This window comes from Slackia faecicanis (genome assembly GCF_003725295.1).
Lineage (GTDB): Bacteria > Actinomycetota > Coriobacteriia > Coriobacteriales > Eggerthellaceae > Slackia > Slackia faecicanis.
This window is the reverse complement of sequence record NZ_QICB01000003.1, coordinates 82,423-106,870: the sequence shown is the minus strand read 5'-3', so window position 1 is coordinate 106,870 and position 24,448 is coordinate 82,423. Positions and strand designations below refer to the sequence as shown.

19 protein-coding genes and 1 riboswitch are annotated in these 24,448 nt (G+C 65.1%); of the genes, 11 read left to right on the top strand and 8 right to left on the bottom strand.

The annotated features are described in order from the left end of the window. Window positions 1–77: 77 nt before the first annotated feature. A complete protein-coding gene (locus tag DMP07_RS05360) occupies window positions 78–284 on the bottom strand; it encodes a hypothetical protein (protein WP_123198125.1) in 207 nt (68 codons plus the stop codon). Between the two features lie 626 nt (window positions 285–910). Here DMP07_RS05360 and DMP07_RS05355 point away from each other — a divergent pair. Next, on the top strand, window positions 911–2,662 hold the full coding sequence (locus DMP07_RS05355) for a phospho-sugar mutase (protein WP_123198124.1): 1,752 nt from the start codon (window positions 911–913) through the stop codon (window positions 2,660–2,662). 94 nt (window positions 2,663–2,756) lie between these two features. Beyond that, the gene (locus tag DMP07_RS05350; RefSeq protein ID WP_161957036.1) at window positions 2,757–3,206 is read left to right on the top strand and encodes a NanQ anomerase/TabA/YiaL family protein; all 450 of its coding nucleotides are present in this window, start codon (window positions 2,757–2,759) and stop codon (window positions 3,204–3,206) included. Between the two features lie 184 nt (window positions 3,207–3,390). Here the strand turns inward: DMP07_RS05350 and DMP07_RS05345 are convergent, their stop codons facing one another. Then, complete coding sequence (locus DMP07_RS05345; protein ID WP_244594880.1) at window positions 3,391–3,801, bottom strand: VanZ family protein; 411 nt, start codon at window positions 3,799–3,801, stop codon at window positions 3,391–3,393. 268 nt (window positions 3,802–4,069) lie between these two features. On the opposite strand from DMP07_RS05345, the gene sppA reads away from it, so the two are divergent. From sppA to DMP07_RS05330, 3 genes are all read left to right on the top strand, one after another. Next, the gene (gene sppA, locus DMP07_RS05340; RefSeq protein WP_123198121.1) at window positions 4,070–5,230 is read left to right on the top strand and encodes a signal peptide peptidase SppA; all 1,161 of its coding nucleotides are present in this window, start codon (window positions 4,070–4,072) and stop codon (window positions 5,228–5,230) included. Continuing rightward, complete coding sequence (locus DMP07_RS05335; protein ID WP_244594879.1) at window positions 5,227–7,242, top strand: class I tRNA ligase family protein; 2,016 nt, start codon at window positions 5,227–5,229, stop codon at window positions 7,240–7,242. The genes sppA and DMP07_RS05335 overlap by 4 nt, the downstream gene beginning before the upstream one ends. A gap of 296 nt (window positions 7,243–7,538) precedes the next feature. After that, window positions 7,539–8,612 (top strand): site-2 protease family protein, encoded by a 1,074-nt coding sequence (locus tag DMP07_RS05330; protein WP_123198120.1) that lies wholly within the window; start codon window positions 7,539–7,541, stop codon window positions 8,610–8,612. Between the two features lie 89 nt (window positions 8,613–8,701). Here DMP07_RS05330 and DMP07_RS05325 read toward each other — a convergent pair whose 3' ends face one another. Next, window positions 8,702–9,238 carry a GNAT family N-acetyltransferase gene (locus tag DMP07_RS05325; protein ID WP_244594878.1) on the bottom strand — a complete coding sequence of 179 codons (537 nt, stop codon included), beginning with the start codon at window positions 9,236–9,238 and terminating at the stop codon, window positions 8,702–8,704. A 56-nt stretch (window positions 9,239–9,294) separates the two neighbouring features. Further along, window positions 9,295–10,377 (bottom strand): selenide, water dikinase SelD, encoded by a 1,083-nt coding sequence (gene selD / locus DMP07_RS05320; RefSeq protein ID WP_123198118.1) that lies wholly within the window; start codon window positions 10,375–10,377, stop codon window positions 9,295–9,297. Window positions 10,378–10,651: 274 nt separating this feature from the next. Between selD and DMP07_RS05315 the strand changes: the two genes are divergently transcribed. Together DMP07_RS05315 and fdhD are read left to right on the top strand one after the other, a co-directional pair. Beyond that, a complete protein-coding gene (locus tag DMP07_RS05315; protein ID WP_123198117.1) occupies window positions 10,652–11,497 on the top strand; it encodes a formate/nitrite transporter family protein in 846 nt (281 codons plus the stop codon). An 82-nt stretch (window positions 11,498–11,579) separates the two neighbouring features. Next, window positions 11,580–12,476, top strand: coding sequence for a formate dehydrogenase accessory sulfurtransferase FdhD (gene fdhD / locus DMP07_RS05310; protein ID WP_123198116.1), 897 nt, complete (start codon window positions 11,580–11,582; stop codon window positions 12,474–12,476). 284 nt (window positions 12,477–12,760) lie between these two features. Here the strand turns inward: fdhD and DMP07_RS05305 are convergent, their stop codons facing one another. The 4 genes from DMP07_RS05305 to DMP07_RS05290 all read right to left on the bottom strand — a co-directional run bounded on the left by DMP07_RS05305 (window position 12,761) and on the right by DMP07_RS05290 (window position 16,644). Further along, window positions 12,761–13,171, bottom strand: coding sequence for a pyridoxamine 5'-phosphate oxidase family protein (locus tag DMP07_RS05305; RefSeq protein WP_123198115.1), 411 nt, complete (start codon window positions 13,169–13,171; stop codon window positions 12,761–12,763). A gap of 129 nt (window positions 13,172–13,300) precedes the next feature. Beyond that, the gene (locus DMP07_RS05300) at window positions 13,301–14,101 is read right to left on the bottom strand and encodes an energy-coupling factor transporter transmembrane component T family protein (protein WP_123198114.1); all 801 of its coding nucleotides are present in this window, start codon (window positions 14,099–14,101) and stop codon (window positions 13,301–13,303) included. Then, a complete protein-coding gene (locus DMP07_RS05295) occupies window positions 14,098–15,909 on the bottom strand; it encodes an energy-coupling factor transporter ATPase (protein ID WP_123198113.1) in 1,812 nt (603 codons plus the stop codon). Before DMP07_RS05295 ends, DMP07_RS05300 begins: the two co-directional genes overlap by 4 nt. Window positions 15,910–16,044: 135 nt before the next feature. After that, window positions 16,045–16,644, bottom strand: coding sequence for an ECF transporter S component (locus tag DMP07_RS05290; RefSeq protein ID WP_123198112.1), 600 nt, complete (start codon window positions 16,642–16,644; stop codon window positions 16,045–16,047). 143 nt (window positions 16,645–16,787) lie between these two features. Beyond that, window positions 16,788–16,948: riboswitch (FMN riboswitch) on the bottom strand. 310 nt (window positions 16,949–17,258) lie between these two features. On the opposite strand from DMP07_RS05290, the gene DMP07_RS05285 reads away from it, so the two are divergent. The 4 genes from DMP07_RS05285 to DMP07_RS05270 all read left to right on the top strand — a co-directional run bounded on the left by DMP07_RS05285 (window position 17,259) and on the right by DMP07_RS05270 (window position 24,331). Then, window positions 17,259–18,677, top strand: a complete 1,419-nt coding sequence (locus DMP07_RS05285; RefSeq protein WP_123198111.1) for an alanine/glycine:cation symporter family protein — start codon at window positions 17,259–17,261, stop codon at window positions 18,675–18,677. 209 nt (window positions 18,678–18,886) lie between these two features. Beyond that, window positions 18,887–19,729: a radical SAM protein gene (locus DMP07_RS05280; protein WP_123198110.1), complete on the top strand. Its 843-nt coding sequence runs from the start codon at window positions 18,887–18,889 to the stop codon at window positions 19,727–19,729. Window positions 19,730–20,167: 438 nt separating this feature from the next. Beyond that, a complete protein-coding gene (locus tag DMP07_RS05275) occupies window positions 20,168–22,693 on the top strand; it encodes a ribonucleoside triphosphate reductase (RefSeq protein ID WP_123198109.1) in 2,526 nt (841 codons plus the stop codon). A 213-nt stretch (window positions 22,694–22,906) separates the two neighbouring features. Then, on the top strand, window positions 22,907–24,331 hold the full coding sequence (locus DMP07_RS05270; protein WP_123198108.1) for an alanine/glycine:cation symporter family protein: 1,425 nt from the start codon (window positions 22,907–22,909) through the stop codon (window positions 24,329–24,331). Window positions 24,332–24,448: the final 117 nt, after the last annotated feature.

The window sequence follows — 24,448 nt, the reverse complement described above, 5'->3', positions numbered from 1 at the left end:
GAAGGTGCGGGGCCCGTGGAGGAAGTGGTCCGGGTTGGAAAGAGCGCGTCTTGCATGACGGCTCTTCGCGACCTTGCCTAGGCGAAGGTCTTGCCCGCCATGCGGAAGATGTCCTTGTACAGGCTGGGGCGCGTCATGACCTTGCGCTTCGTGCTCATGTCGCAACCTGCACCGCGGCCTTGCGCGTCGGTGAGGTACTCGGGCTGATGCGCTTCGATGGCGTGGCCGACCTGCTGGGAGACTTCCCAAGCGTTTGCTTTCGCGGCGATGAAATAGGCATTCATGGGAATGCCCCCTTTCTTATTCGAGGCGTCCTTTGCTCGTTCGCCGGGGTGCCGCCCCCGACGTTGTGGCCAAGATACCACGGTTCCTCGAAGAAAGGTGATAATTTCTATCTGATTTAACATTTGTCAATGAATTCGCAGAGCGAATCGGCGTGTGGAAAGACGTTATTGGCGAACGGCATTTTTTACGCCTGACATGCTCTTTTCTTTTAACCGGCATTGTACATTCGCGGGCCGTTTCGCGCGACGAAAAATGTTTCGGCCACGGGTCGGGGCGTGTCTATCGGTCGAAGAAGGCGCGGCTTCGGGCGTCCGTGCTCGATGGTCGGCCGCTGTTTTCCGACGATGCCGAAGACGTGGCTGCGTCGGGTTTCGACGCCTTCGGTCCGTATGCGCCTTCTTCGGGCGTTTCGTTCTGTGTCGGCCGCCTGTCGCGGCGGTTGCGAACCGTCGGACGGGCTCGGGCTTCCGCACGATCGCGCGCGATGCCGCCATGCGGCGCTTGTCGCTTTGTGATGCGTTTTCCGACACGCGCCGGCGGTCATTGGTAGAATCGGGGAATCGTATCGAGACGTCTTCGAAAGAGTGCATCTTTCGCAGGCGCGACCACATCAGGGGGACGGAATATGAGCGAAATCGACGTGCGCGCTGCCCTCGCGCACTGGAGCGAATGCGTGGCGGACGATGAGCTTTCCGCAGAGCTCGCGCAGCTGTCCGAGGCCGACGACGCCGCGGTCGCCGATGCATTCTTCCAAGATCTTGAATTCGGCACGGCGGGCCTGCGCGGCGTGATCGGCGCCGGCACCAACCGCATGAATGTCTACACCGTGGCGCGCGCCACCCAGGGTTTGGCGGAGCACCTCAACGCCCGCTTCGAAAACCCCAGCGTCGCCATCGCGCGCGACTCGCGCCACAAAGGCGAGCTGTTCGTGCGCACGGCCGCGAGCGTGCTTGCCGCCAACGGCATCCGCTGCCTGGTGTATCCGCGCGTCGAGCCCACTCCCGCGCTTTCGTTCGCCGTGCGCGACCTGGGCTGCAGCGCCGGCATCAACATGACCGCGAGCCATAATCCCGCCGCCTATAGCGGCTACAAAGTCTATGGTGCCGACGGCTGTCAGATCACCAGCGAGGCTGCGGCCGACATTTCGGCCCGCATCGCGCGCCTGGGCTATTTCGAAGCCGACGGAGCCTGCGCGAAGACGGTCGATTTCGACCGCGCCGCCGCCGAGGGCCTGGTGGAAGAAATCGGCGACGACACGCTGGAGCGCTTCGTGGAGGCGGTGCTCGCCCAGTCGCAGGAGACGCCCGAGCAGATGCAGCGTCCGCTGGAAGTGGTGTACACGCCGCTGTGCGGCACGGGCTTGGAATGCGTGAGCGATGCGCTGGGCCGTATCGGCATCGATAGCCTGGACGTGGTGGCGGGGCAGGGCGAGCCTAACGGCGATTTCCCCACGTGCGAATATCCCAACCCCGAAGAGCGCGCCGCCCTCGAGGCGGGCATCGCCCGCTGCCATGAGCGCGCGGCGCAGGGAGCGGCTCCCGACCTGCTGCTGGCTACCGACCCCGACGCCGACCGCGTGGGCGTGGCCTGCGAAGACGGCGACGACTACACGCTGGTCACGGGCAACGAGATGGGCATTCTGCTCATGGACTACCTGGCCCGTATGCGCGCCGAGCGCGGCGAAGATATCGCGCGCTGCATCGCGGTGACCACGATCGTGTCGTCGGCGATGGCCGACGACGTGGCGCGCGCCCACGGCTTCGAGCTGCGCCGCACCCTGACGGGCTTCAAGTACATCGGCGAGCAGATCGGCCTGCTCGAGGCGGCGGAGGAGGCCGACCGCTTCATGTTCGGCTTCGAGGAAAGCTACGGATATTTGGCGGGCACCCACGTGCGTGACAAAGACGCCGTGGTGGCGAGCATGCTGATTTGCCAGATGGCGCGTTTTTACCGCGAGCAGGGCATGAACCTGGTGCAGGCCATGCGCGCCCTGTACGAGCGCTACGGCTACTGCCTGAACCGCACTATTTCGCTGAGTTACCCCGGCGCCGACGGCGCTCGCAAAATGGCCGACATCATGGCCGGCCTGCGTGCCCAGGCTCCCGCATCGGTTGCGGGCCGCGCCGTGCTGCGTGCGACCGACTACGCCCGGGGAGCGGCCATGCCCGTGGTGGGCGGAACGGGCGAGGGCCTGGCTCCGCTGCCTTCCGCCAACGTGGTGGAGCTGGCGCTCGAGGGCGATTGCAAGGTGATCGTGCGCCCGAGCGGCACCGAGCCCAAGATCAAGGCCTATCTGTTCGCGAAGGCGGATGCCCGCGAAGACGCGCTCGCGTTGCTCGACGTGCTCGATGCGGCCGCCCGCGCTATGCTGGCCTAGCGCCTGGCGGCGCCCGCCGAAGCGCCCGATCGCGGCCTTGCCGCCTGAAAGGAAACGACGCCGCCTGCGGGCGGCATGGAGAAAGGAAATGCCGATGCTGTTCGGACATATCGATACGGCGAGCCTGGACGAATGCGCCCACGAGGGCGTGCGTCGCGCCGTGGCCTACGCGAAAGAGCACGACCTGAGCGCGCTCGAGCCCGGCCGCCACGACATCGACGGCGACGCGCTGTTCGTCAACGTGTGCGCCTACGACACCCGCGCGTTCGAGGATTGCCGCTTCGAGGCCCATCGCCGCTATATCGACGTGCAGATGGTGCTCGAAGGCGAGGAGCGCATCGACGTGCAGTTCGTCGATCGTCTGGATGCCGAGCCCTTCGACGAAGAGGCCGACAACATGTTCCTCGACGGCGAGGCGGCGGCGTCCGTGGTTATGACGCCCGGCACGTTCGTGGCGGTGTTTCCGTGCGACGGCCATAAACCGGGCATCGCGGTCGACGGCTCGGTGCCGGTGAAAAAGGCCGTTTTCAAGGTACTGGTCTAAACGTATTCGGCGGGCGGTCGGGCATGGCTCGGTCGCCCGCCCGCGTATCGGCGTCTCGGCCGCGCGCCCGCATGCCTCGCGTTTCGGGCAAACGGGCGAGCGGCCGAGACGTTTTCACATCCAAGGGCCGCTCGCCGTTCGCCGACGCCGATGTTCTCGAGAATCGGCGGTTCGTTTCGCGCGTTTATCGGTTGTTTGCGGCGCGCGTGCGTGCTGCGCGGCGGGCCAGCAAGGCGCATACGGCAATCGCGCCGAGACATGCGGCCGCGGTGTCGACCGCCCAGTCGGCGGGGTCGCACGAGCGCAGGGGCACGAAGATCTGGTGTATCTCGTCGGTCACGCCGTACAGGCTGGCGGCGACGCTTGCGAGCACGCCCGCCCGCCTCAAGGGGGCATGCAGGCGCAGCGCGTTGGCCAGAACAGCGCCGAACAGCAGGTATTCCGCGAAATGCCCGATGGGCGACACATCGACCGCATGGCCTGCGGCTGCCGAAAGCGTTTCGGCGAGCCAGGCCTTGGCGGCCGAGAGCAGGCCCGATCCCGTGTCCAAGGTCACGCCGTCTTTGGCGCTCATGGCGAAGACCAGCGCCGCCACGGCGAAAACGGCCGCCCACGAAAGGACGGCGAACGCTTTCGAGCCGTCGGCGCACCGTGCGCCGCGTCGGTTTGGAGAAGAGGCGCTTCGGGGCGCGCTATGGGGCGTGTGGGATGATTTCATGGCAGGTGATTGTAGCAAAACCATGGCTCTCGCCGCGGCCTGAAACGCTTTACGCTACCATGGTCTGCATTGTAATCGTGCGCTTTGCAGCGCAGGCGTCCGGCGCTTTTCACGCCTCGGGCGCATCCATAGAAGGAGGGTTCGCATGACGGACCAGAACAAGGCTCCTGATGCCGTTGTGCCGCCGCAGGCGCCGGGCGCGGCCCCGCAGCCGCCGTACGGGCAGTCGGCTCAGTCTCAGCAGCAATCTTACGTCCAGCAGCCGCAGCAGCAGGCGTATTCCCAGCCCTATGCGCAGCAGCAGTACGCCCCGCAGTACGCTTCGCAGCCCTATGCGACGCCTTATGCCGCGGCTCCTGCCAAGAAGAGCAAGGCGCCCTGGATCGTGGGCGGCGTGTTCCTGTTCGTCATCGTATTCATGTTCACCATCGGCGCGCTTTCGTGCTCGCACGTGTATTCCAACGTGATGTCTGCGGGCCAGGCCGATACGGCCGCCGTCACCATGGGCGACAGCGTCGGCGTGATCGACATCGCCGGCACGATCCAATACGACGGCACGGCCAGCAGCCCCGAGGGCTTGCGCGAGCTGCTGCAACAGGCCGAAGACAATCCCGACATCAAGGCCGTGGTGCTGCGCGTCGACTCCGGCGGCGGCGTGGCCACGGCGGGCGAGGAGATGGCCGCCTACGTGCGCGATTTCTCCAAGCCGGTGGTGGTGTCGAGCGCCTCGATCAACTGCAGCGCCGCCTACGAGATTTCCAGCCAGGCCGACTACATCTTCGTGAACGAGACCACGGCGATAGGCGCCATCGGAACCATCATGCAGGTCAGCGATTTGTCCGGCCTTATGGATATGCTGGGCATTTCGGTGGATAATATCGCTTCGGCCCAGTCGAAGGATTCCAGCTACGGCACGCGTCCTCTGACCGACGAAGAGCGCGCGTACTACCAAGAGCTGGTCGATACGATCAACGCCACCTTCGTCCGCAACGTGGCCGACGGCCGCGGCATGACGGTCGAAGATGTGAGCGCCCTTGCCACCGGCATGCAGTTCGCGGGCACGACGGCCGTCGAGAACGGCCTCGCCGACGAAGTGGGCATCTACGACGATGCTCTGGATAAGGCCGCCGAGCTTGGCGACATCGACTACGACGCCTACGAAGGCGCCCCGTCCTACGACGTGGTTCGCCTGACGTCCTCGTCGGCCGACCTGGGCGCACTGATGGATTTGTTCGGTTCCTCCGAGTCTTCGCAGGCCGTCGAGGAGCTGTTGAGCTTGTTGAAACAGGAAGGTGTTCTTTCGTGAGTTATCTGAGCACGGTATCTTGGCCGAAGCGCGCCGTGGTGACGGCGGGCATGCCGTACGGCAACAAGAAGCTTCATTTCGGACACGTCGCGGGCGTGTTCGTTCCCGCCGACGCCTATGCGCGCTTCCTGCGCGACCGCCTGGGCGCCGAAAACGTCTTGTTCGTCTCGGGCACCGACTGCTTCGGCTCTCCGATCCAGGAGGGCTATCGCAAGGCCTGCGAGAACGAGGGCTTCGAGGGAACCATCCGCGATTACGTGCAGCGCAACCACGATGCGCAGAAGGCCACGCTCGATGCCTACGACGTGTCGCTTTCGATCTACGAGGGAAGCGGCATCGGCCGCGCGGGCGAGGTCCATCAGCAGGTCACCGACGCCGTGCTGCATCGCCTGCACGACAACGGCCATCTGAACACCCTCGAAACGCTGCAGTTCTACGACGCCGAGGCCGGCGCGTTTCTCAACGGCCGCCAGGTGCTGGGCCACTGCCCCGTGCAGGGCTGCAAGTCCGAGAAGGCCTATGCCGATGAATGCGACCTGGGCCACCAGTTCAATCCCGAAGACCTGATCGCTCCCGTGTCCACGCTGACGGGGCAGGTTCCCGAAATGCGCCCGGTACGCAACTGGTATTTCGACCTGCCCAACTTCCGCACGCAGCTCAAAGAGCACGCCGCCCGCTTGGAGGCCGACGAAGACGTGCGTCCCGTGGTGGTGAAGGGCGCCAAGGAATTCCTGGTGCCGCCTGTGATGTATATCAAAAACGAGCTCGAGGACGACTACCGCGCGGTGGCCGACAAGCTGCCCGCGCACGCGTTCCACGAGGCCGAGAAGGGCAAGCAGTCCTTCGAAATCGAATTCGAGAGCATCGAAGACCGCGACGCCGCGCGCGACGTGCTGTTCGCGGCGGGCGTGCGCTTCCGTACGGGCAAGGCCCTGGTGCCGTTCCGCATTTCCGGCAACGTGGAATGGGGCGTGAAGGTTCCCGAGATGGACGGTGTGGACGGGCTGACCGCATGGTGCTGGCCCGAAAGCCTGTGGGCTCCGATCAGCTTCAGCGCTACGGCTCTCGAAGAGCGCGGCGAAAGCCTGGAAGCCGTGCGCGACTGGTGGTGCTCCTCCGATGCGTGCGTGTACCAGTTCATCGGCCAGGACAACCTGTACTTCTACGGCGTTGCCCAGCCTGCGTTGTGGATGGGTCTCGAGGAAGGCGATGCCATGCAGGCCGAGCCTGCCGAAGGCCAGCTGCAGCAGACGCGTCTGATCGCGAACCACCATATCCTGTTCGGCAAGACCAAGGCCTCTTCGTCGGGCGCGGTCAAGCCTCCTTCGGCCGACGATTTGCTGGACCACTACACGGTCGAGCAGCTGCGCGCGCATTGGCTTGGCCTGGGCCTCGATCAGAAATCGGTCGGCTTCAAGCCCAAACCGTTCGATCCCGACGAGCAGAAGCGCACCGACCCGCGCGTGGCCGACCCGGTGCTCAAAGAGGGCGCGTTGCTCACCAACGTGCTCAACCGCCTGGCCCGCAGCTGCTTCTACGAGGCGCAGAAGAGCTTCGAGGGCTTCATGCCCCTAGGCGCGCCGGCCGCCGCCGTGGTGGAGCGCGCGCATGAGGCCATGGCCGAATACGAGCGCATCATGCACCGCGCCGAGCTGCATTCGATCATGACGCTGCTCGACGAGTTCGTGCGCTGGTCGCAGAAGTGGTGGGCCGACGGCATCAAGGCCGCCGATACGGCCGACGACGCCGATGCGCGCCGTCAGGTCCTGCTCGAGAGCTTCTATCTGCTGCGCGTCTGCGCGCTGCTCATGCACCCGGTGGCCCCTGCGGGCTGCGAGAAGATCGCGCATCACCTGAACCTTCCCGTTCAGCGCGTGTTCTCGTGGAACGAGGCGTTCGAGAGCATGGATGAGCTGTGCGTCGAAGACGAGCGCGCCGCCGGCCGCCATGCCGTGGTGGAGCTTCCCGCCCGCACCGACTTCTTCGAGAAGCACCCGAGCCAGTTCAAGTAGGCTTTGCGAAAACCGTTTTCCGAACGCCCTGGGCATGCGCTCAGGGCGTTTTCGTGCGCGGCGGCGTCTGCCCGATCGGGGCGCATGCCGTATCGGGCGGAGCGGCCGGCCCGCCCTACGTCGCATGACGCAGGCGGCCGCGCCCGTTGCGTTTTGTTTGCGCGTTTCGCGCCCGTGTCGCTTTCGCATGCGCCTGCGCACGCGACGAGCCGGTATAAACGCAGGCGAAAGAGAGACGCGCGGTCGGCATTGCGCCGCAGCCGCGCTGCATGAGAGATTGCGAGAAGGATCCCCGCATGGATATCGTGATGATGATTCTGTACCTGGCCATCGTGCTTTCGGTGCTCGTGTTCGTGCACGAGGGCGGTCATTACCTGGCGGCGCGTGCGTTCGGCGTGCGCGTGACCGAGTTCATGATCGGCTTTCCCGGCCCCAGCGTCGGGTTCACGTGGCGCGGCACGCGCTTCGGCGTGACGGCGGTGCCGCTGGGCGGCTATGCCAAGGTGTGCGGCATGGAACCCGGTCCCGAAAACCCGCATATCGAAGCCGCGCTCGCATTCGCCTATAAGCATGGCACCGTGTATGCCGACGATTTGGCCGAAGAGATGGGCATCACCATCCAGGAGGCGTGCGACGTGCTTTACGTGCTGGAAGACTGGGGATGCCTGACGGGTCCGAAGAAGGAGGACGAGCACAATATCTTCCGTACCCGCGCGTATACGAACAAGAAGCGCGGCATCGACCTGGCCGAAGGCACGCCGCGCGAATTCCGCGATCCGCACGAGTTGTACCAGACCGAACGCGCGCAGACGTACCGGGCTCTGCCGTTTTGGAAGCGATCGGTCATCCTGCTCGCGGGCGTGTTCATGAACCTTCTGGTGGCCGTGGTGCTTCTGGTGGTGGCGTTTTCCGTGCTCGGCGTGGATATCGTGGACGAGGCGGGCGTGGTCCAGCAGCACATCGTGCTCACGCCGCTCGAATCGATCCAAGGCGGCCTGAACTACATCGTGGTGGTGGCGCAGGCCGTGGCGGGCCTGTTCAACCCGCAGACCACCGCCGAAACCGTGTCGGGATCCACGTCGATCATGGGCATGGCCGTCATGTCGAAGATGTACGCCGATGCTGGCTTGGCGATGTTTTTGCAGTTCATGGCAATGATTTCCGTGTCGCTCGGCATCATGAACCTGCTGCCGATTCCGCCGCTCGACGGCGGTCGTTTCGTGATCGAGGTCTTCCAGAAGATCACGCGCAAGACGGTGGGCTACAGGGCCATGAACTATATGAGCATCGCGGGCATGGCGTTGTTCATCGGATTCTTCGTCATCATGCTGAACCAGGACATTCAACGCTTCATCTTCGGCAACTGGTAGCGCATTCGCGCAGCGCATAAGAAACGGCCGCAGGTCGGCGCATCGTCTTCGATACGCCGCCTGCGGCCGTTTTTCGCGGCATGGGCGGCCTAGGCGCAAGGCCCGACGAGCGGGCGTTCGTACAGCACCGCCTCGAAGGTGCCGTCGGGATACGTGAGCACGACGTCGGCCACGCGTATGAACCCTTCGGATTCGTAGAGCTTTTGCGCGGGCAGATTATCGGGCAGGATATCCAAGCGAACGCAGCGTCTGCCGCGCTGCTTCGCCGTGTCGATCGCGCCTTTCAGCAGAGCTCGCGCAAGTCCTTTGCCCTGGAAGCGGGGGAGGGTGCAGAGCACGTGCACGACGGAGGCTTCGCCGCTTTCGGCGTCGGTCGGCCAGGGGGCTTCTTCGTAGCCCTCGGCTCCGCCCTCGTCGAGCACCAGGGCCCCTGCCAGCTCGCCGTCGTGTTCGCAAACGATGAGTTGTTCGCATTCGATCGCTTGCCTCAAGAACGCATCGCTTGGATGGTTTTCTCGGTTCCAATGCGGGTCGAAGGCGGAATGCTCTATGTCGGCGACCATTTCGTCGTAAAGCGCGGCCACCTGTTCGAATTCGTCGGGTCGTGCGATGCGTACGCGCGTCATGTTTTCCTCCATCTCTCGGCGATCGTCGGTTCATGGGTGCGGCCCGAAGGCCGCCGTCAGTCGGTCAGGGCGATCGTGCCCGCCGCTCCTTGCGCGATCGTGCCGATGCGCCAGGCGGGCCGTCCCGCGCGTTGCTCGAATTCGCGCGAGAAGGCGTCGGCTTGCTCGGGCGGAATGGCCGCCAGAATACCGCCCGAAGTCTGCGGGTCGCACAGCACCGCCATGCGGTTGTCGTATTCCTCGCTGGAAAGCGCGCCCTGGGCGATGTATCCTTCGGCCAGATCCATGATGGCGAAGGTGCGGTTGGGTCTGCAGTACGCGCAGGCGTTGTCCCACGCGCCTTCGAACACGGGCAGCGCGCTCCAGGAAACCTTCGCCGCGCATCCGCTTGCCGAAAGCATCTCGTGCAGATGCCCCGCGAACCCGAACCCGGTCACGTCGGTGGCCGCGTGCACGCCTGCGGCCTTCATGGCCTCTCCCGCGTGTAGATTCAGCTCGGCCATGGCGTCGAACACGGGGCGCATGGCGTCGTCGTCGGCCAGGCCTACCGCATGCGCCGCCACCATGATGCCCGTGCCGAGCGGTTTGGTCAAAAACAGCACGTCGCCTGGCCGTGCGCCCGCGTTGCGCACGATGCGCTCGGGATGCACGGTGCCGAACACGGTCAGGCCGTATTTAGGCTCCGCATCGTCGATCGTGTGGCCGCCCGCCACGAACGCGCCCGCTTCGCGCACGGCATCGGCGCCGCCGCGCAAGATCTCGGCCGCCACCTCGCAGCCCAGGACGCTATCGAGCGCCAGCATGTTAAGCGCCACGTGCGGCCTTGCTCCCATGGCGAACACGTCGGAAAGGGAATTGGCCGCCGCGATTCGTCCGAATAGGTATGGGTCGTCTACGATCGGCGTGAAGAAATCCACGGTGAGCACCGCGGCCGTATCGTCGTCGATCCGCCAGACCGCCGCGTCGTCGCTCGTCTCGAAGCCGAGCAGCAGCCTTTCGGCGTCGGCGGGAAGAAGGTCGTGCGCGCTGCGCTGCGCGAGCGTGGCGAGCACGTCGTCGAGGTCGCCCGGACCCCATTTCGCCGCTCAACCCCCGCGCGACGTCAGCTGCGTCAGCCTGATTCGTTCTTTCTCGCTCATGGTGTCTCCGTTCGTTTCGGTCGGCGGCGCGCCGTTTTCGTGTGTCTGTGTAAGTATACGACGCTATCGCGACCGCCATCCGCCGATACGCGCCCTCTCGTCGCCACGCAATCCGCGCCGACTGCGAATTCGCGCGATTCGACGCACCAGGCATGCAGTACCGTGATGGTTCCAGGCCCGTCCGACGCGTCCGGGCGTGTCTGCGAGGCGTAGTCGTGCACCGTATCGGTTCGCCCGCGCGGCGCGGGCGCATGAGGGAAGGGAGGCCCCACCTATGGCGGTTCTGGACGATTTCGAGATGAAGGCCGTCAGGCCCGACGCATTGGCGCCGGCCGAAATCGAAGCGAAGGCCGAAGTCGTCGCAATAGGGAAAACCAAGACGCCGGCGGCGAAGCTGCTCGTGCTGTCCATGCTGGCGGGCGCGTTCATCGCCTTCGGCGCCTTGTATTTCTGCGTGTTTCTGGGCGATCCGTCCATGCCGTTCGCCGTGCAGCGCATCGTGGGCGGCCTGTGCTTCAGCCTGGGCTTGGTGCTGGTGCTGTGCTGCGGCGCCGAGCTGTTCACCGGCAATATGCTCATGGTGTGCGCGCTGGCCAGCAAGAAGATCACGGCGGGCGCCATGGCGAAGAACTGGGTGCTCGTGTGGCTGGGTAATTTGGCGGGCGCGCTGGTGGCCGTGGCGCTGGTGTATTTCGCGCACATCGCCGATATGAACGGCGGCGGGGTGGGCAACGCCATGGTGTCGGTGGCGGTGTCGAAGGTGACCCCCGATTGGATCACGTTGTTCTTCAAGGGCATCCTGTGCAACATCTTCGTGTGCCTGGCGGTTTGGATCGGCTTCGCCACGCGCACGGTGGTCGACAAGGTGGTCGGCATCCTGCTGCCTATTTCCGCCTTCGTGGCCTGCGGTTTCGAGCACTGCGTGGCCAATATGTTCTTCCTGCCCATGGGCCTTCTGGCCAAGGGCGCGGGCTTCGGCGCGCAGATCGACGCTTCGGCGCTCGACCTGGGAAGCGTTTTCTACAACATTTCGGCCGCCACGTTGGGCAACATCGTGGGCGGCGCGATCTTCGTCGGCTTGGCCTACTGGTTCGTGTTCCATGCGAAGAAGGAGAGCTGATCGGCTGAAGGAGGGGGGTTGAAGGCTGCGTGTGCGCGGGTGTCGGGGGAATGGATAGCGAGAATGCGATCGGGAGGTATACGTGGCCGAGAAAAGATTCGTTTCGTTCGATGCCGAAGAACGTCGCAGGCATGAGGCGGCGCTGCGCTCGGTTCCCGAATGCGTGCGCTACGACGCGCACGGCCTGCAGATGCGCGATGAAACGGTGGCGGCCGAGATTCCGGTGCCGCTGTTCTGTAACGGCGTGTGCCTGAACGTGCTTTCATGCACGCCTGTCGACCTGGTCGACCTTGCCTACGGCGCGCTGTTTTCGGCGGGCGTCATCGGCGGGGTTTCCGACGTGGCGGCGGTGGAAGTGGGCGGTACGGCCGATGCGCCCGTGGTAGATGTCGATCTGCGCGAAGGGCTTGCCGTGTCCGAATCGGCCCTGCGCCTGAGTCCGCTGTCGGGGTGCCCGCGCTCGCTGTGCGACCAGGGTGTTCCGTCGTATTTCCCCGCCCGCATGGTGCAGGTGGGAGTGTCGGAGCCGTTTCCTGCGGAGGCCATCACGCGCGCGGCCAACGCGCTGCGCGACAAGCAGGGCTTGCACCGCGCCACAGGCGCCACGCACGCGGCGGCTTTCGTCGGCCGCGACGGGCGTTTTCTCATGCTGCGCGAAGACGTGGGGCGCCACAATGCCCTGGACAAGCTGATCGGCGCCCTGCTGCGCGCGGGGGCCGATCCGCAGGAGGGGTTCGTGTTCTTGTCGAGCCGCTGCGCGTTGGAGCTGGTGAACAAGGCGGCGCGCTTCGGCGTGGGGCTGGTGGCCACGGTGTCGGCGCCCACGTCGGCGGTGCTCGAGTTCGCCACGCAGGCAGGAGTTGCGCTGGCCGCGTTCGCCCGTGACGACCGCTTCACCGTGTACACGCATCCCGAGCGCATCGCGTTCGACGCGCCGTGCTGCCAGGCCGACTCCTGCGCCTGCAAGGCGTCCGCGTAGGCACGCGCCGCGCGTCTCACCGCTTCGTCAGACCGCCGTTGCCGAGTGGCCGGTCCGCCGCCTGGCGGGTCCCGATGCCGTTCCTTTCGATCGGCGGCGCCTTCGGAGCGTCGCGGACGGCATGGTTCTTTTGAATACGAACAAACCCGGCCGGAAGCCTGCGCCTCCGGCCGGGTTTGTTCGTTACGGGATGCTCGATGCGCGGCGAACCAGGCGCCGCGCGCGAACCGCTGCTGCGTCGGCGGCCGCCGCAGCGAACGGCATCGCACGCGGCGACTTTCGGGCTACAGCTCGATCGGCTTCCATTCGTCGTGGTCGCAGATCCAGGCCTGAGGCTCTTCCACGCTGAAGAACACGAGCGTTTCGTCGTCGGGGCCGTCATAGTGCTCGCCCAGGCTTTCCAGGTGCTCGTAGCCCGCGCGGCGCATCTCGGCGCCCGCCTCGTCTTTCAGGCCCGCCTTGCCGCGCAGGATGAGCCAGCCGTGGCCGGGCCACCAGGACGTGGCCTCGAATCGCTGGTTTTCCAGCAGCTCCTGCCACACGTCTTTGGTCGTGGCGGTGCAGAACCAGATTTTGCCGTGCTCTTCGGCGGCGAAGCTGAACGGGCGCACGTGGGGCTGCCCGTCCACGCTCGTGGCCAGATACCACGCGGGCACGGCGTTGAGGTATTGCAGGATCGTCTCGTTTCCAGTCATGGCTGCTCCTTTCCAGAGGGCGTGTCGGTTCGCGTCGCGCCGGCTGTGCGAACGGCGCGACGCGCTGTGTTATGCGAAGGCGTCGGGCGTCGGGGCGGGGGCTTGCGTCTGCCCCGACGCCCGACTCGGTTACAGGATCAGATGCGCGCAGGCGGCAAGCGCGACAAGCGCCGCCATGACGCCCGCTGCCGCGGCATCGCGTGCGCCGAAGGCCAGCGGGTGCAGGCGGGTGCGGCCGTCGGCACCGTGGTAGCAGCGGGCATCCATGGCCGCGGCCAGGGTTTCTGCGCGGCGGAACGCGCTCGAGAACAGCGGCACCACGAGCGAGGAAAGCATGCGCATTCCGCGCGAGGGGCTGTTCGCGAATCCCGCGCCGCGGCTGATTTGGGCGCGATAGACCGCCACCAGCTCGTCGGCGAACTGCGGCATGAAGCGCAGCGCTATGCCCAATATCATGCCCAGCTCGTGGGCGGGAAGCCCGATGCGCGCCAGCGGCGCCAGCAGGCGCTCGAACGCCTCGGTCAAATCGAGCGTCGTGGTGGTCATGGTGACAAGACTCATGCCCGCCATCATGAGGAAGAGCCTGGAGGCGATGAACCCGCACGAATACACGCCGGCTTCGCTGATGCGCACGATCCACCACTGGAACAAAACCTCGCCGCCCTGCACGAAGAACAGGTTGAAGATCGAAGCCAGCACCACGATCGCCAGAAGCGGCGCGATCGAGCGCGCCGCCGATCCCAGCGGGATGCGCGCCATGGCGTAAAAGCCCGCCACGAACGCTGCCACCACGGCTAATCCTGCGAAATCGCGCGCCAGAAGCGCCGCTGCGATCAGCGCGATGCCTGCGAGCAGCTTCGTGCGCGGGTCCAGGCGATGTATGGGGCTGTCGCCCTGGTAGTAGCTTCCGAAAGAGAACGCCGCGTTCATCGGGCACCGCCCTTGCAGGCGGAAACGATGCCCGCGACCAGCTCGTCTTCGGTGTAGAAGCCCGAAAACGCCTCGGGCATGCCCAGGTCTCGCAGGGCGAGCGCCATGCGGCGCGCGGCGGGAAGGCCGAGGCCTACGGCGTCTAATTCTGCGTTGAGGGCGAATACCTCGCGCGGCGTGCCCGAGGCGAACATCTCGCCCTCCTTGAGCACCACGATGCGCTGGCAGAGCGCTGCCAGGTCGTCCATGCTGTGTGACACCATGACCACGGTCAGGCCCGCTTCGGCGTGGAGGCCGGCCACGAGCTCCAGGAATTCCTTGCGCGCGGCCGGATCCAATCCGGCGGTGGGCTCGTCGAGCACCAGCACTTCGGGGTCCATCGCCAGCACGCCGGCGAAGGCTACGCGGCGTTGCTGGCCGCCTGAAAGCTCGAAGGGGCTCGCGTCGCCGATCGCTTCGCGGTCAAGGCCCACCAGCGCGAGCGACGACGCCACGCGCTTATCGACCTCGTCGGCCGAAAGGCCCAGGTTGCGCGGACCGAACGCCACGTCGTCGTATACGGTGGCCGCGAACAGCTGGCGCTCGGGGTACTGAAACACCACGCCCACCTTCGCACGCGCCGCGGTGGCTTCCTTTTTGTCGGCGATGTCGCGCCCGCACACCAGCACGCGCCCCTCCGTGGGCTTCAGGATGCCGTTCATATGCTGGATGAGCGTCGATTTGCCCGACCCGGTGTGGCCCGCGATGCCCACGAATTCGCCTGGGCGAATGGCGAAATGAATGTCGTGCAGCGCCCACACGGCGTTGGGGTCGTTGCCCCATGCGGCCGTTTTCCCGCCTTTCTTGCCGCGGTTTTTCCTGGCCTTCGAGGAATCCAAATAGGTGTGGCTGACGTGTTCGAATGCGATGACAGGCTCTTCGCCGCCCGCTCCCGCCGCGCCGCTTTCGTGCGCCGTGCTCCCGTCGTGCGCGATAGGCGCCTGCGCGGCCCGGCCTTCGGCACGGTCTGCGATGGCGTGGGCCAGGTCGCGTTCTCGAATGCACGCGGGCACGTCCACGCCTTCGGAGCGCAGGCGCTCGGAAAGCTCGCACGCGAAGGGAACCTCGAGGTTCAGGTGCGCCAGTTTGTCGGTCTGCACCAGCACGTCGGCGGGCGTGCCGTCGAGCGCCACGCGTCCGCCGTCGAGCACCACCACGCGGTCGGCCTCGGCGGCCTCTTCCATGAAATGGGTGATGGCCACCACGGTCATGCCGCGTTCGTGCAGCGCCTTGCATACGCGCATGAGGCCGCGCCTGCCGCGCGGGTCGAGCATCGACGATGCTTCGTCCAGGATGAGGATTTTCGGCTCCATGGCAAGCGCGCCGGCGATGGCCACGCGCTGCTTCTGCCCGCCTGACAAAGCGTTGGTCTCGTGCGTCTCGAAGCCCATCAGTCCCACTTCGGCAAGCGCCTCGCGCACGCGGCGCGCGATTTCCGACGTTTCGACGCCCATGTTCTCGGGGCCGAACGCCACGTCGTCTTCGACGAGCGACGCCACCAGCTGGTCGTCCGGGTTCTGAAACACCATGCCGGCGGTGGAGCGGATGGCGTAGAGCGATTCCTCGTCGGCGGTATCCATGCCGTCGACCGTCATCGTGCCCTCGTCGGGCACGAGCAGGGCATTGATGTGTTTGGCGAAGGTTGATTTGCCGCTTCCGTTGCCGCCCAGGATGCAGACGAATTCGCCCTGGGCTATGCGGATGCTGACGTCGGAGAGCACGAAGCGCTTGCCGTCATAGGTGAAGCTCATATGTTCGCAGTCGATCATCACGGTTCGTTTCTTCTCGAGGCGGTTCGAAGGCGCGTCCGCGCGCAGCGTCGGACGCAGGATGGGGAAGGGGCCGGCGCAGGGGCGTCGTGCGGGCGATGCGCGCGGCGCGTGCCGGGGCGTGGGCGTTCCGCGTTAGGCCTGCTTGGGCGAGGGACGTCCCTTGACTTGGTTTTTCTTCGGCGTGATCAGGTTGGAGACGGCCTTGTACACCACCATGGTCAGCACGGAGTTCAAAATGGTTTTCACCAGGTTGAAGGGCAGCAGGGCGGGAACGACCATGGGAAGGATGGCATCCAGGCTGCCGTACCAGAACGCCACGCCGATGGTCAGGTTGGCCGCGATCGAGCCCGCGATCGCCAGCAGGCTGCCAAGGGCTAGGCCGGAAACGGCGCCCTTGAACGTGTGGAAGCGGCGATAGATCAGCGCAGCGGGCACCACGAAGCACAGCGTGGCGATGATGTTCATGAGGGTTCCCACCCATTCGCCGAGCACCAGGCCGTGGATCACGGCGGCCATGGCGCCCACGGCGAAGCCCGCGCCCGGGCCGAACGCGAAGCCGCACACCATGGCGGGCATGAGCGAGGGGTCGTAGGTCAGGAAGGGCAGGCCCGGGATCAAGGGAATCTGCACGAACGAGAACAGCGCGGAGACGGCGCACATGAGCGCCATGGTGACGAGCTGGCGCGTGCTCCAGCGGTTGGTGTTTTTCACGGGTTTCTTCGGTGCTGCCATGACGGCCTCTTTTCTGCGAGACGGGTGCCTGTCGGAATTGCTTCTTGTCTCGCGGAAAAAGAAACAAGCCCGTATGAATTCCAATACGGGCTTGTCATTCGCATGAAAACGGTCCGGTCGTGCCGGAACGCGATGTCGTGCGAACTCTGCCTCTTCCATCCGGACTGTGACCGTTGGTATCGGATTCTCACCGAATCAGCCCGACCCGGCCCGAGGGCCGCATCGGGGTCGCGGACTTCCGGGGGCGCTGCGCGCCGTGCCGGTTACCGCCAGTGGGGAATTTCGCCCCGCCCTGAAACAGAATTCATGCCGGTTATTGTAGCACCGCCCGCCGCGTTCGAAACCCCTTATGCGCCGCCCGCCGTTTTCTTGTGCGAAAATCCCGGATCGCATGCGTGCAGGCGCGCGACGCCGGTAGAAGGGCGGCACCATGTTCACAAGAGAACGCTTCACATGAATCGGCGAACGGTTTTATATGCACGGCAAAACGCCTTTTTCCTGCCTGACTTCTGTTTTTATGCGCCGAGTTCCGTTTTGATTCACTTCTCATGCAGGGCCGCGAGCGGCCAGGCGTACAATGCATCGCTACAGTGCAACCGGGGGAAGGCTGTTATATGGACATTGTCGGCATACTCAACCAGATCGATGCCGTCGTTTGGGGTCCGCTCATGATCGCATTGCTGCTGGGCTCCCACATCTTTCTGACTATTCGTACGGGTTTCATTCAGCGCAAGCTGCCGCAGGCCATCAAGATGTCCGTCGTCAAAGACGAGGGCAGCGAAGGCGACGTGAGCCAGTTCGGCGCCCTGGTCACCGCCCTGGCGGGCACCATCGGCACCGGCTCGATCGTAGGCGTGGCCACCGCGATCATCGCGGGCGGCCCGGGCGCCGTGTTCTGGATGTGGCTCACGGGCGTGTTCGGCATCGCCACCAAGTATTCCGAGGTCTACGCCGCGGTGAAGTATCGCGTCAAAGACCATAAGGGCGAAATGCTCGGCGGCGCCATGTATGCGTGGGAGCGCGCCTTCAAACGCAAGGACGGCTCCATTCCGTGGTGGGCCAAGCTGGGCGCCGTGTCGTTCGCGCTGTTCGCCATCGTGGCCACCATCGGCACCGGTTCCGCCGTGCAATCCGCGGCCATGACCGGCATCATCGAGGCCAATTTTCCGGGCATCCCCGAGTGGGCGATCGCGCTGGCTATCGCCGTATTGGTCTCGCTCGTCATCTTCGGCGGCGTGAAGACGGTTTCCACCGTGTGCGAGAAGCTCGTTCCCTTCATGGCCATCGCCTACACCGTGGGCTGCTTCGTGATCATGGCCTACAACTGGGAATACATCGTTCCCGCGTTCGGCTTGATCTTCGAATGCGCGTTCACCGCCAAGGCCGCGTTCGGCGGCGCGGTGGGCAGCGGCATCATGGTTGCCTTGCAGTTCGGCTGTGCGCGCGGCCTGTTCTCCAACGAGAGCGGCCTGGGCTCGGCCCCGATCGTGGCCGCGGCCGCCGCGACGAAGAACCCCGCCCGCCAGGCGCTCGTGGCCATGACCGGCACCTTCTGGTCCACCGTTGTGATCTGCGCCATCACCGGCATCGTGCTCATTTCCACTATGCTTGCCAACCCCGGCCTCATCGAAGGCGGCGGCATCAAGGAAGGCGCGGCGCTCGCCAGCGCGGCCTTCGCCACGATTCCGTATGTGGGCACGCCTATCCTGGTGATCGGCATGATCAGCTTCGCATACTCCACCATTCTGGGTTGGAGCTACTACGGCAACCGCTGCGCCACTTACCTGTTCGGCCGCAAGGCCGTACGCCCCTACCAGATCCTCTACGTCATCGTGGGCTTCTTGGGTGCGGTCGGCGTGGGCGATATGGTGTGGGTCGTCTCCGACATCGGCAACGCGCTCATGGCGGTGCCTAACATCATCATGGTGCTGCTGCTTTCGGGCATGATCGCGCGCGAGACCAAGCACTACGTTTACGAAGGCCATCTGGACGAGGCCTATGAGGAAGAGATTCCCGTCATCGAGGCCAAATAGCGCGTCTTCGATCGGTTTGTCTTTGCCGTTAACGAACGAATTAACCTCCCGTCTTTCGGGCCGCATGGCGGCTCGGAGGCGGGAGGTTTTTGCGTTGCGGCGCGGATCGCCCGAGCGCGGAAGAAGGGCGCCCGCGTACCGAGCGCGCAGGGCGCGCCGCATTCGGCAGGGGTATAGGAGAAGAAAGGGCCGTGCGGAAAGGGGAGCTCATGCATATAGCGGGATTGCAGAAGCTTTCGCTGGTGGATTATCCGGGCGTCTTGGCGGCCACGGTATTCGTGCCGGGCTGCGACTTCCGCTGCCCGTTCTGCCATAACGGCTCGCTCGTGATCGGGCGCGCGGCCGCGGCGGGCGCTGCGGCCGGCGGTGCGGCCGGCGGTGCGAGCGGCACGAGCAGCGCGCACGGCGCGCCTTGTGTGGCGAACCCGCGGCCTTCCTGCGCGGCGGACGGCGGCATGTCCGGCGCAGACGCGGGTTTTCCCTCGGTTGGCGAAGACGCCTTCTGGGCCTTTCTGGACAAGCGCCGCGGCGTGCTGCAGGGTGTTTGCATCACAGGGGGAGAGCCGCTGCTCAGAAGCGACCTGCCTGATTTCTGCGCGCGTATCAAAGGCATGGGGTATCGGGTGAAGCTCGATACCAACGGCGTCCATCCGCAGCACTTGGCGGCGCTGCTCGATGCGGGTTTGATCGACTATGCGGCCATGGACGTGAAGTCGAGCTGGCGGCGTTATGCCGAAGCGGCCGGCCTTCGCGCCGATGCGGCGCCCGCCGCGGTGCGCGCCGTGCGGGAAAGCGCCCGCATGTTGATGGAAGGGTCCGTGCCCTACGAATTCCGCACCACCGTGGTGCGCGAGCTGCACGATGCGGAATGCCTCGAAGCCATGGCCGACGCGTTGTGTGGCGCGCGGGCGTGGTATCTGCAGCGTTATGTCGACTCGCCCAACGTGCTTGCGGGGCAGGGAAGGCTGAGCGCCTACGATGAGGCCGAGATGGCCCGCATAGCCGAACGGCTCGCCGAGCGCGCCCCGTTCGTCCGCCTGCGCGGGGTGTAGGCTGCCCGTCTGCCGCGAATCGAGTGTCTCGCGAACGTCTCTCGCCGTTCGCCCGTTGCGCCGCGCGGCAAGTCCGATCGCGGCCTGCGTCCTCGTTGGCTCGCGCATCCGTCTGCTGCTGTTCGCGGGCGATGCGGCCATCGAATCCGCAGCCCGCTGTCCGTGCCGCGTTTGCCCGCCCGCCGCTCGGTCGCCGCGTCCCGCCCGCGCCGCAGGCGTCTGTTCGCCGTCTGCCCGCGGTTTCGGCACGTTTCCCCTCGCCGTTCGTCGACGGCGGACGGCGTGATGCTTTTTCGGCGGGCGGCATTTGCCCAGGTGCGCTTGAATACGCCTTGCTACCACCATATGTTGTGCTTCTGACCATTTGGCATTGCAAGATATTGAATTGAATTTTCCTGTCGTTATCATCGTGGACATCACGAGCGAAAGGCGGGAATCATGTACCAGGTCATCAAGCGCGACGGCGCCGTCGTCGCCTTCGACATCGCGAAGATATCGGCGGCTATCTCCAAAGCCTTCCGGGCGTGCGAAAAGAACCACCATCCCACGGTCATCGATATGCTGGCGCTCAACGTGACGGCGCATTTCGAGCGTAAGATCGAAAACGGCCTGATCGGCGTCGAGCAGATTCAAGACAGCGTGGAAGAGGTGCTCTCCGAAGCGGGCTATGCCGACGTGGCCAAGGCCTACATCCTGTACCGCCGCCAGCGCGAGAACGTGCGCAACACGCGCGACACGTTGCTCGACTACAAAAAGCTCGTGGACGGCTACCTCAAGATCGAAGACTGGCGCGTGAAGGAAAACGCCACCGTCACCTATTCCGTCGGCGGCTTGATCTTGTCCAATTCGGGCGCGATCACGGCGAACTACTGGCTGTCCGAGGTCTACGATGCCGAAGCGGCCCAGGCGCACCGCAATGCCGACATCCACCTGCACGACCTGTCCATGCTCACGGGTTATTGCGCGGGCTGGTCGCTGCGTCAGCTGATCGAAGAGGGCCTGGGCGGCGTGCCCGGCAAGATTTCTTCCAAGCCCGCCAAGCATCTGGCCAGCCTGTGCAACCAGATGGTCAACTTCTTGGGCATCATGCAGAACGAATGGGCGGGCGCCCAGGCGTTTTCGAGCTTCGACACCTATTTGGCCCCGTTCGTGCGTGCGGACGATCTGAGCTACGAAGAAACCAAGCACTGCGTCGAAAGCTTCGTCTACGGCGTGAACACGCCGAGCCGCTGGGGAACCCAGGCGCCGTTTTCCAACATCACGCTCGATTGGACGTGCCCGCCCGACCTGCGCGACGTGCCCGCCGTCGTGGGCGGCGAGCCGCAGGATTTCACCTACGGCGACTGCGCGCGCGAGATGGACATGGTGAACAAGGCGTTCATCGAGGTCATGATCGAAGGTGACGCCGAGGGCCGCGGTTTTCAATACCCCATTCCCACGTATTCGGTCACGCGCGATTTCGACTGGAGCGACACCGAAAACAACCGCCTGCTGTTCGAAATGACCTCGAAATACGGCACGCCGTACTTCAGCAACTACGTGAATTCCGACATGGAGCCCTCCGATGTGCGCTCCATGTGCTGCCGCCTGCGCCTCGACCTGCGCGAGCTGCGCAAGAAATCGGGCGGTTACTTCGGCAGCGGAGAGAGCACGGGCAGCATCGGCGTGGTCACGGTGAACCTGCCGCGCATCGCCTACCTTGCCGCCGACGAGGCCGATTTCTACGCGCGCCTCGACCATATGATGGATATCGCCGCGCGTTCGCTCAAGACGAAGCGCACGGTGGTTTCGCAGCTGCTCGATGCGGGGCTCTATCCCTACACGAAGCGCTATCTGGGCGGTTTCGGCAACCACTTCTCCACGATCGGGCTGGTGGGCATGAACGAGGCCGCGCTCAACGCGAGCTGGCTTCGCTGCGATCTGACCGACCCGCGTGCGCAGGAATTCGCCGCGCAGGTGCTCGACCACATGCGCGAGCGCCTGGTGGTGTATCAGGAACGCTACGGCGACCTGTACAACCTGGAGGCCACGCCCGCCGAAAGCACGTCGTACCGCTTGGCCAAACACGACAAAGAGCAGTTTCCCGACATCGTGTGCGCGGGCGGGCAAGGCACGCCGTATTACACCAACAGCTCGCATCTGCCCGTGGGCTATACCGACGACGTGTTCAGCGCGCTCGACGTGCAAGACGACTTGCAGACGCGCTACACCTCGGGCACGGTGTTTCATGCCTTCCTGGGCGAGAAGCTGCCCGATTGGCGTGCCGCGGCGCAGCTGGTGCGCGCGATCGCCGAGAACTACTGCTTGCCGTATTACACGCTGTCGCCCACGTATTCGGTGTGCCGCACCCACGGCTACCTTGCGGGCGAGCAGCATGTTTGCCCGCAGTGCGGCGCCGAGACCGAGGTATACAGCCGCATCACGGGCTATTACCGTCCGCTGAAGAATTGGAACGAAGGCAAGGCGCAGGAATACGTCGATCGCATGGAATACGCGCCGTCTGCGTCGCGCTTGACGAAGGGCGAAGCGCCGTTCATGCCGCCCGAAAGCACGATGCGCAACGCGACCTTCGGCATTGACGCCGGGGAAGACGCGGCGCCCTGTGGCGCCCGCGACGGGCGCGTTCAGGGCGGCTTCGCGGGCACGGCCCCCGTGTTCGGCAAAGCGAGCGAAAACGGTCCGCTTCCGGCGGACGCATGCGGTCTGAAACCGGGTTCGTACCTGGTCACCACGGCCGCGTGCCCGAATTGCCGCAGGGTGAAGCCTCTGCTTTCTTCGGCGGGAATCGCCTATCGCGAGCTGCGCATCGATGACGACGCGCGCGCCCGGGCGGTCGCTGACCGGCTCGGCATCATGGCCGCGCCGACGCTTTTGTTCGTGGCCGCCGACGGGTCTGTGGATGCGGCGGCCGGCATGCCCGCGATCATGGCCGCCCTTTCCGAGGCTGCGCCTCAGCGCGTCTGACTTCTGTGCGCGCCGCCCGCCGTCGGCGGGCGGCGTGAGGCGCGTTTCGTTGTCCATGCGGGCCCCTTTCGCCGTCGAATAAGCGCTTTTGCGCGCTAAAGCGTTGCAGGTGGCGGGTGCATTCGTATAATCGTGCGAACTTTCCGGCGCCGCGCTGCGCCGGCGTTTCTCGCGACGACGCGCCTGCGGGCGCACCATCACGAAGGAGCCGCCATGGATATCGTCGGTGTGATCGATCTGGTTGACAGCTGGGTGTGGGGTCCGCTCACGATCGTGATCTTGTTGGGATCGCACGTTTATCTGACCGTGCGTACGCGATTCATCCAACGCAAGCTGCCTCAGGCCATCAAGCTGTCGGTGACGGCAGACCCTGATGCAGAAGGCGACATCAGCCAGTTCGGCGCGCTGACCACCGCGCTTTCGGCCACGATCGGCACGGGCAATATCATCGGCGTGGCCACCGCGATCATTGCAGGCGGCCCGGGCGCCGTGCTGTGGATGTGGCTCACGGGCGTGTTCGGCATGGCCACGAAATATTCCGAGGTCTATGCCGCGGTGAAATACCGCGTGAAAGACGCCGACGGCGAAATGCACGGCGGCGCCATGTACGCCTGGCGTCGTGCCTTCAAGCGCGCCGACGGCTCCATTCCCTGGTGGGCTAAGCTGGGTTCGGTGGCATTCGCGCTGTTCGCGGGCGTGGCTTCGCTGGGCATCGGCTCGGCCGTGCAGTCCAGCTCCATGGCGGGCGTGATCGACTCCAACTTCCCGGGCATTCCTATGTGGGCGTTGGGCCTGGCGATCGCGATCATGGTGTCGATCGTCATTTTCGGCGGCGTGAAGGTCATTTCGCGCGTGTGCTCGAAGCTGGTGCCGTTCATGGCTATCGCCTACGTATGGGGTTGCATTGTGATTATCGGCATGAACTGGGAATACGTTTGGCCTGCCATCAAACTGATCTTCGAATGCGCGTTCACCGCCAAGGCCGCGTTCGGCGGCGCGGTGGGCAGCGGCATCATGGTTGCCTTGCAGTTCGGCTGCGCGCGCGGCCTGTTCTCTAACGAGAGCGGCTTGGGCTCGGCTCCGATCGTGGCCTCCGCCGCCGCTACGCGCAATCCGGCGCGTCAGGCGCTCGTTTCCATGACGGGCACGTTCTGGGACACCGTGGTCATCTGCGCGCTGACGGGCGTGGTGCTGGTTTCCACCATGCTCGCCAACCCCGGCATCGTGACGGCCGGCAATCTCTCCGAAGGCGCCGCGCTTACGAGCGCCGCGTTCGCCTCGATCCCGTACGTGGGCACGCCCATCCTGGTGATCGGCATGATCTTGTTCGCGTATTCCACCATGCTGGGCTGGAGCTATTACGGCACGCGCTGCGCAACGTTTCTGTTCGGCCGCCGCGCGCTGCGTCCGTATCAGGTGCTGTACGTGCTGGCCGCGTTTTTGGGCGCGATCGGCGTGGGCGGCGTGGTGTGGACGGTGTCCGACATCGCCAATGCCTTCATGGCGCTTCCCAATATCATCGTGGTGCTGCTGCTCAGCGGCGTGATCGCCCGCGAAACGCGCCATTACGTATGGGATAAGAACCTCGATGAGAAGTCGAGCGAGCCCACGCCGCTCATGGAAGACGTGATGCGATAGGGAAGGCGGCGCACGGCATCACGACTCGCGCGGCGGCTAAAGGTCGGAATTATTCTTGATTCGATGGACGGGAAGACGGCCGTCGTTCGCCGTTGCACGCGGCAGCGGTGCGAGGCG

Coding starts and splice junctions, on each gene's coding strand:
- DMP07_RS05305 (WP_123198115.1), bottom strand. CDS start 13,171: ATGACTGGAAACGAGACGATCCTGCAATACCTCAACGCCGTGCCCGCG.
- DMP07_RS05330 (WP_123198120.1), top strand. CDS start 7,539: ATGGATATCGTGATGATGATTCTGTACCTGGCCATCGTGCTTTCGGTG.
- DMP07_RS05300 (WP_123198114.1), bottom strand. CDS start 14,101: ATGAACGCGGCGTTCTCTTTCGGAAGCTACTACCAGGGCGACAGCCCC.
- sppA (WP_123198121.1), top strand. CDS start 4,070: ATGACGGACCAGAACAAGGCTCCTGATGCCGTTGTGCCGCCGCAGGCG.
- DMP07_RS05295 (WP_123198113.1), bottom strand. CDS start 15,909: ATGATCGACTGCGAACATATGAGCTTCACCTATGACGGCAAGCGCTTC.
- DMP07_RS05270 (WP_123198108.1), top strand. CDS start 22,907: ATGGATATCGTCGGTGTGATCGATCTGGTTGACAGCTGGGTGTGGGGT.
- DMP07_RS05360 (WP_123198125.1), bottom strand. CDS start 284: ATGAATGCCTATTTCATCGCCGCGAAAGCAAACGCTTGGGAAGTCTCC.
- DMP07_RS05290 (WP_123198112.1), bottom strand. CDS start 16,644: ATGGCAGCACCGAAGAAACCCGTGAAAAACACCAACCGCTGGAGCACG.
- DMP07_RS05355 (WP_123198124.1), top strand. CDS start 911: ATGAGCGAAATCGACGTGCGCGCTGCCCTCGCGCACTGGAGCGAATGC.
- DMP07_RS05275 (WP_123198109.1), top strand. CDS start 20,168: ATGTACCAGGTCATCAAGCGCGACGGCGCCGTCGTCGCCTTCGACATC.
- DMP07_RS05315 (WP_123198117.1), top strand. CDS start 10,652: ATGGCGGTTCTGGACGATTTCGAGATGAAGGCCGTCAGGCCCGACGCA.
- DMP07_RS05280 (WP_123198110.1), top strand. CDS start 18,887: ATGCATATAGCGGGATTGCAGAAGCTTTCGCTGGTGGATTATCCGGGC.
- DMP07_RS05285 (WP_123198111.1), top strand. CDS start 17,259: ATGGACATTGTCGGCATACTCAACCAGATCGATGCCGTCGTTTGGGGT.
- DMP07_RS05350 (WP_161957036.1), top strand. CDS start 2,757: ATGCTGTTCGGACATATCGATACGGCGAGCCTGGACGAATGCGCCCAC.
- DMP07_RS05325 (WP_244594878.1), bottom strand. CDS start 9,238: ATGACGCGCGTACGCATCGCACGACCCGACGAATTCGAACAGGTGGCC.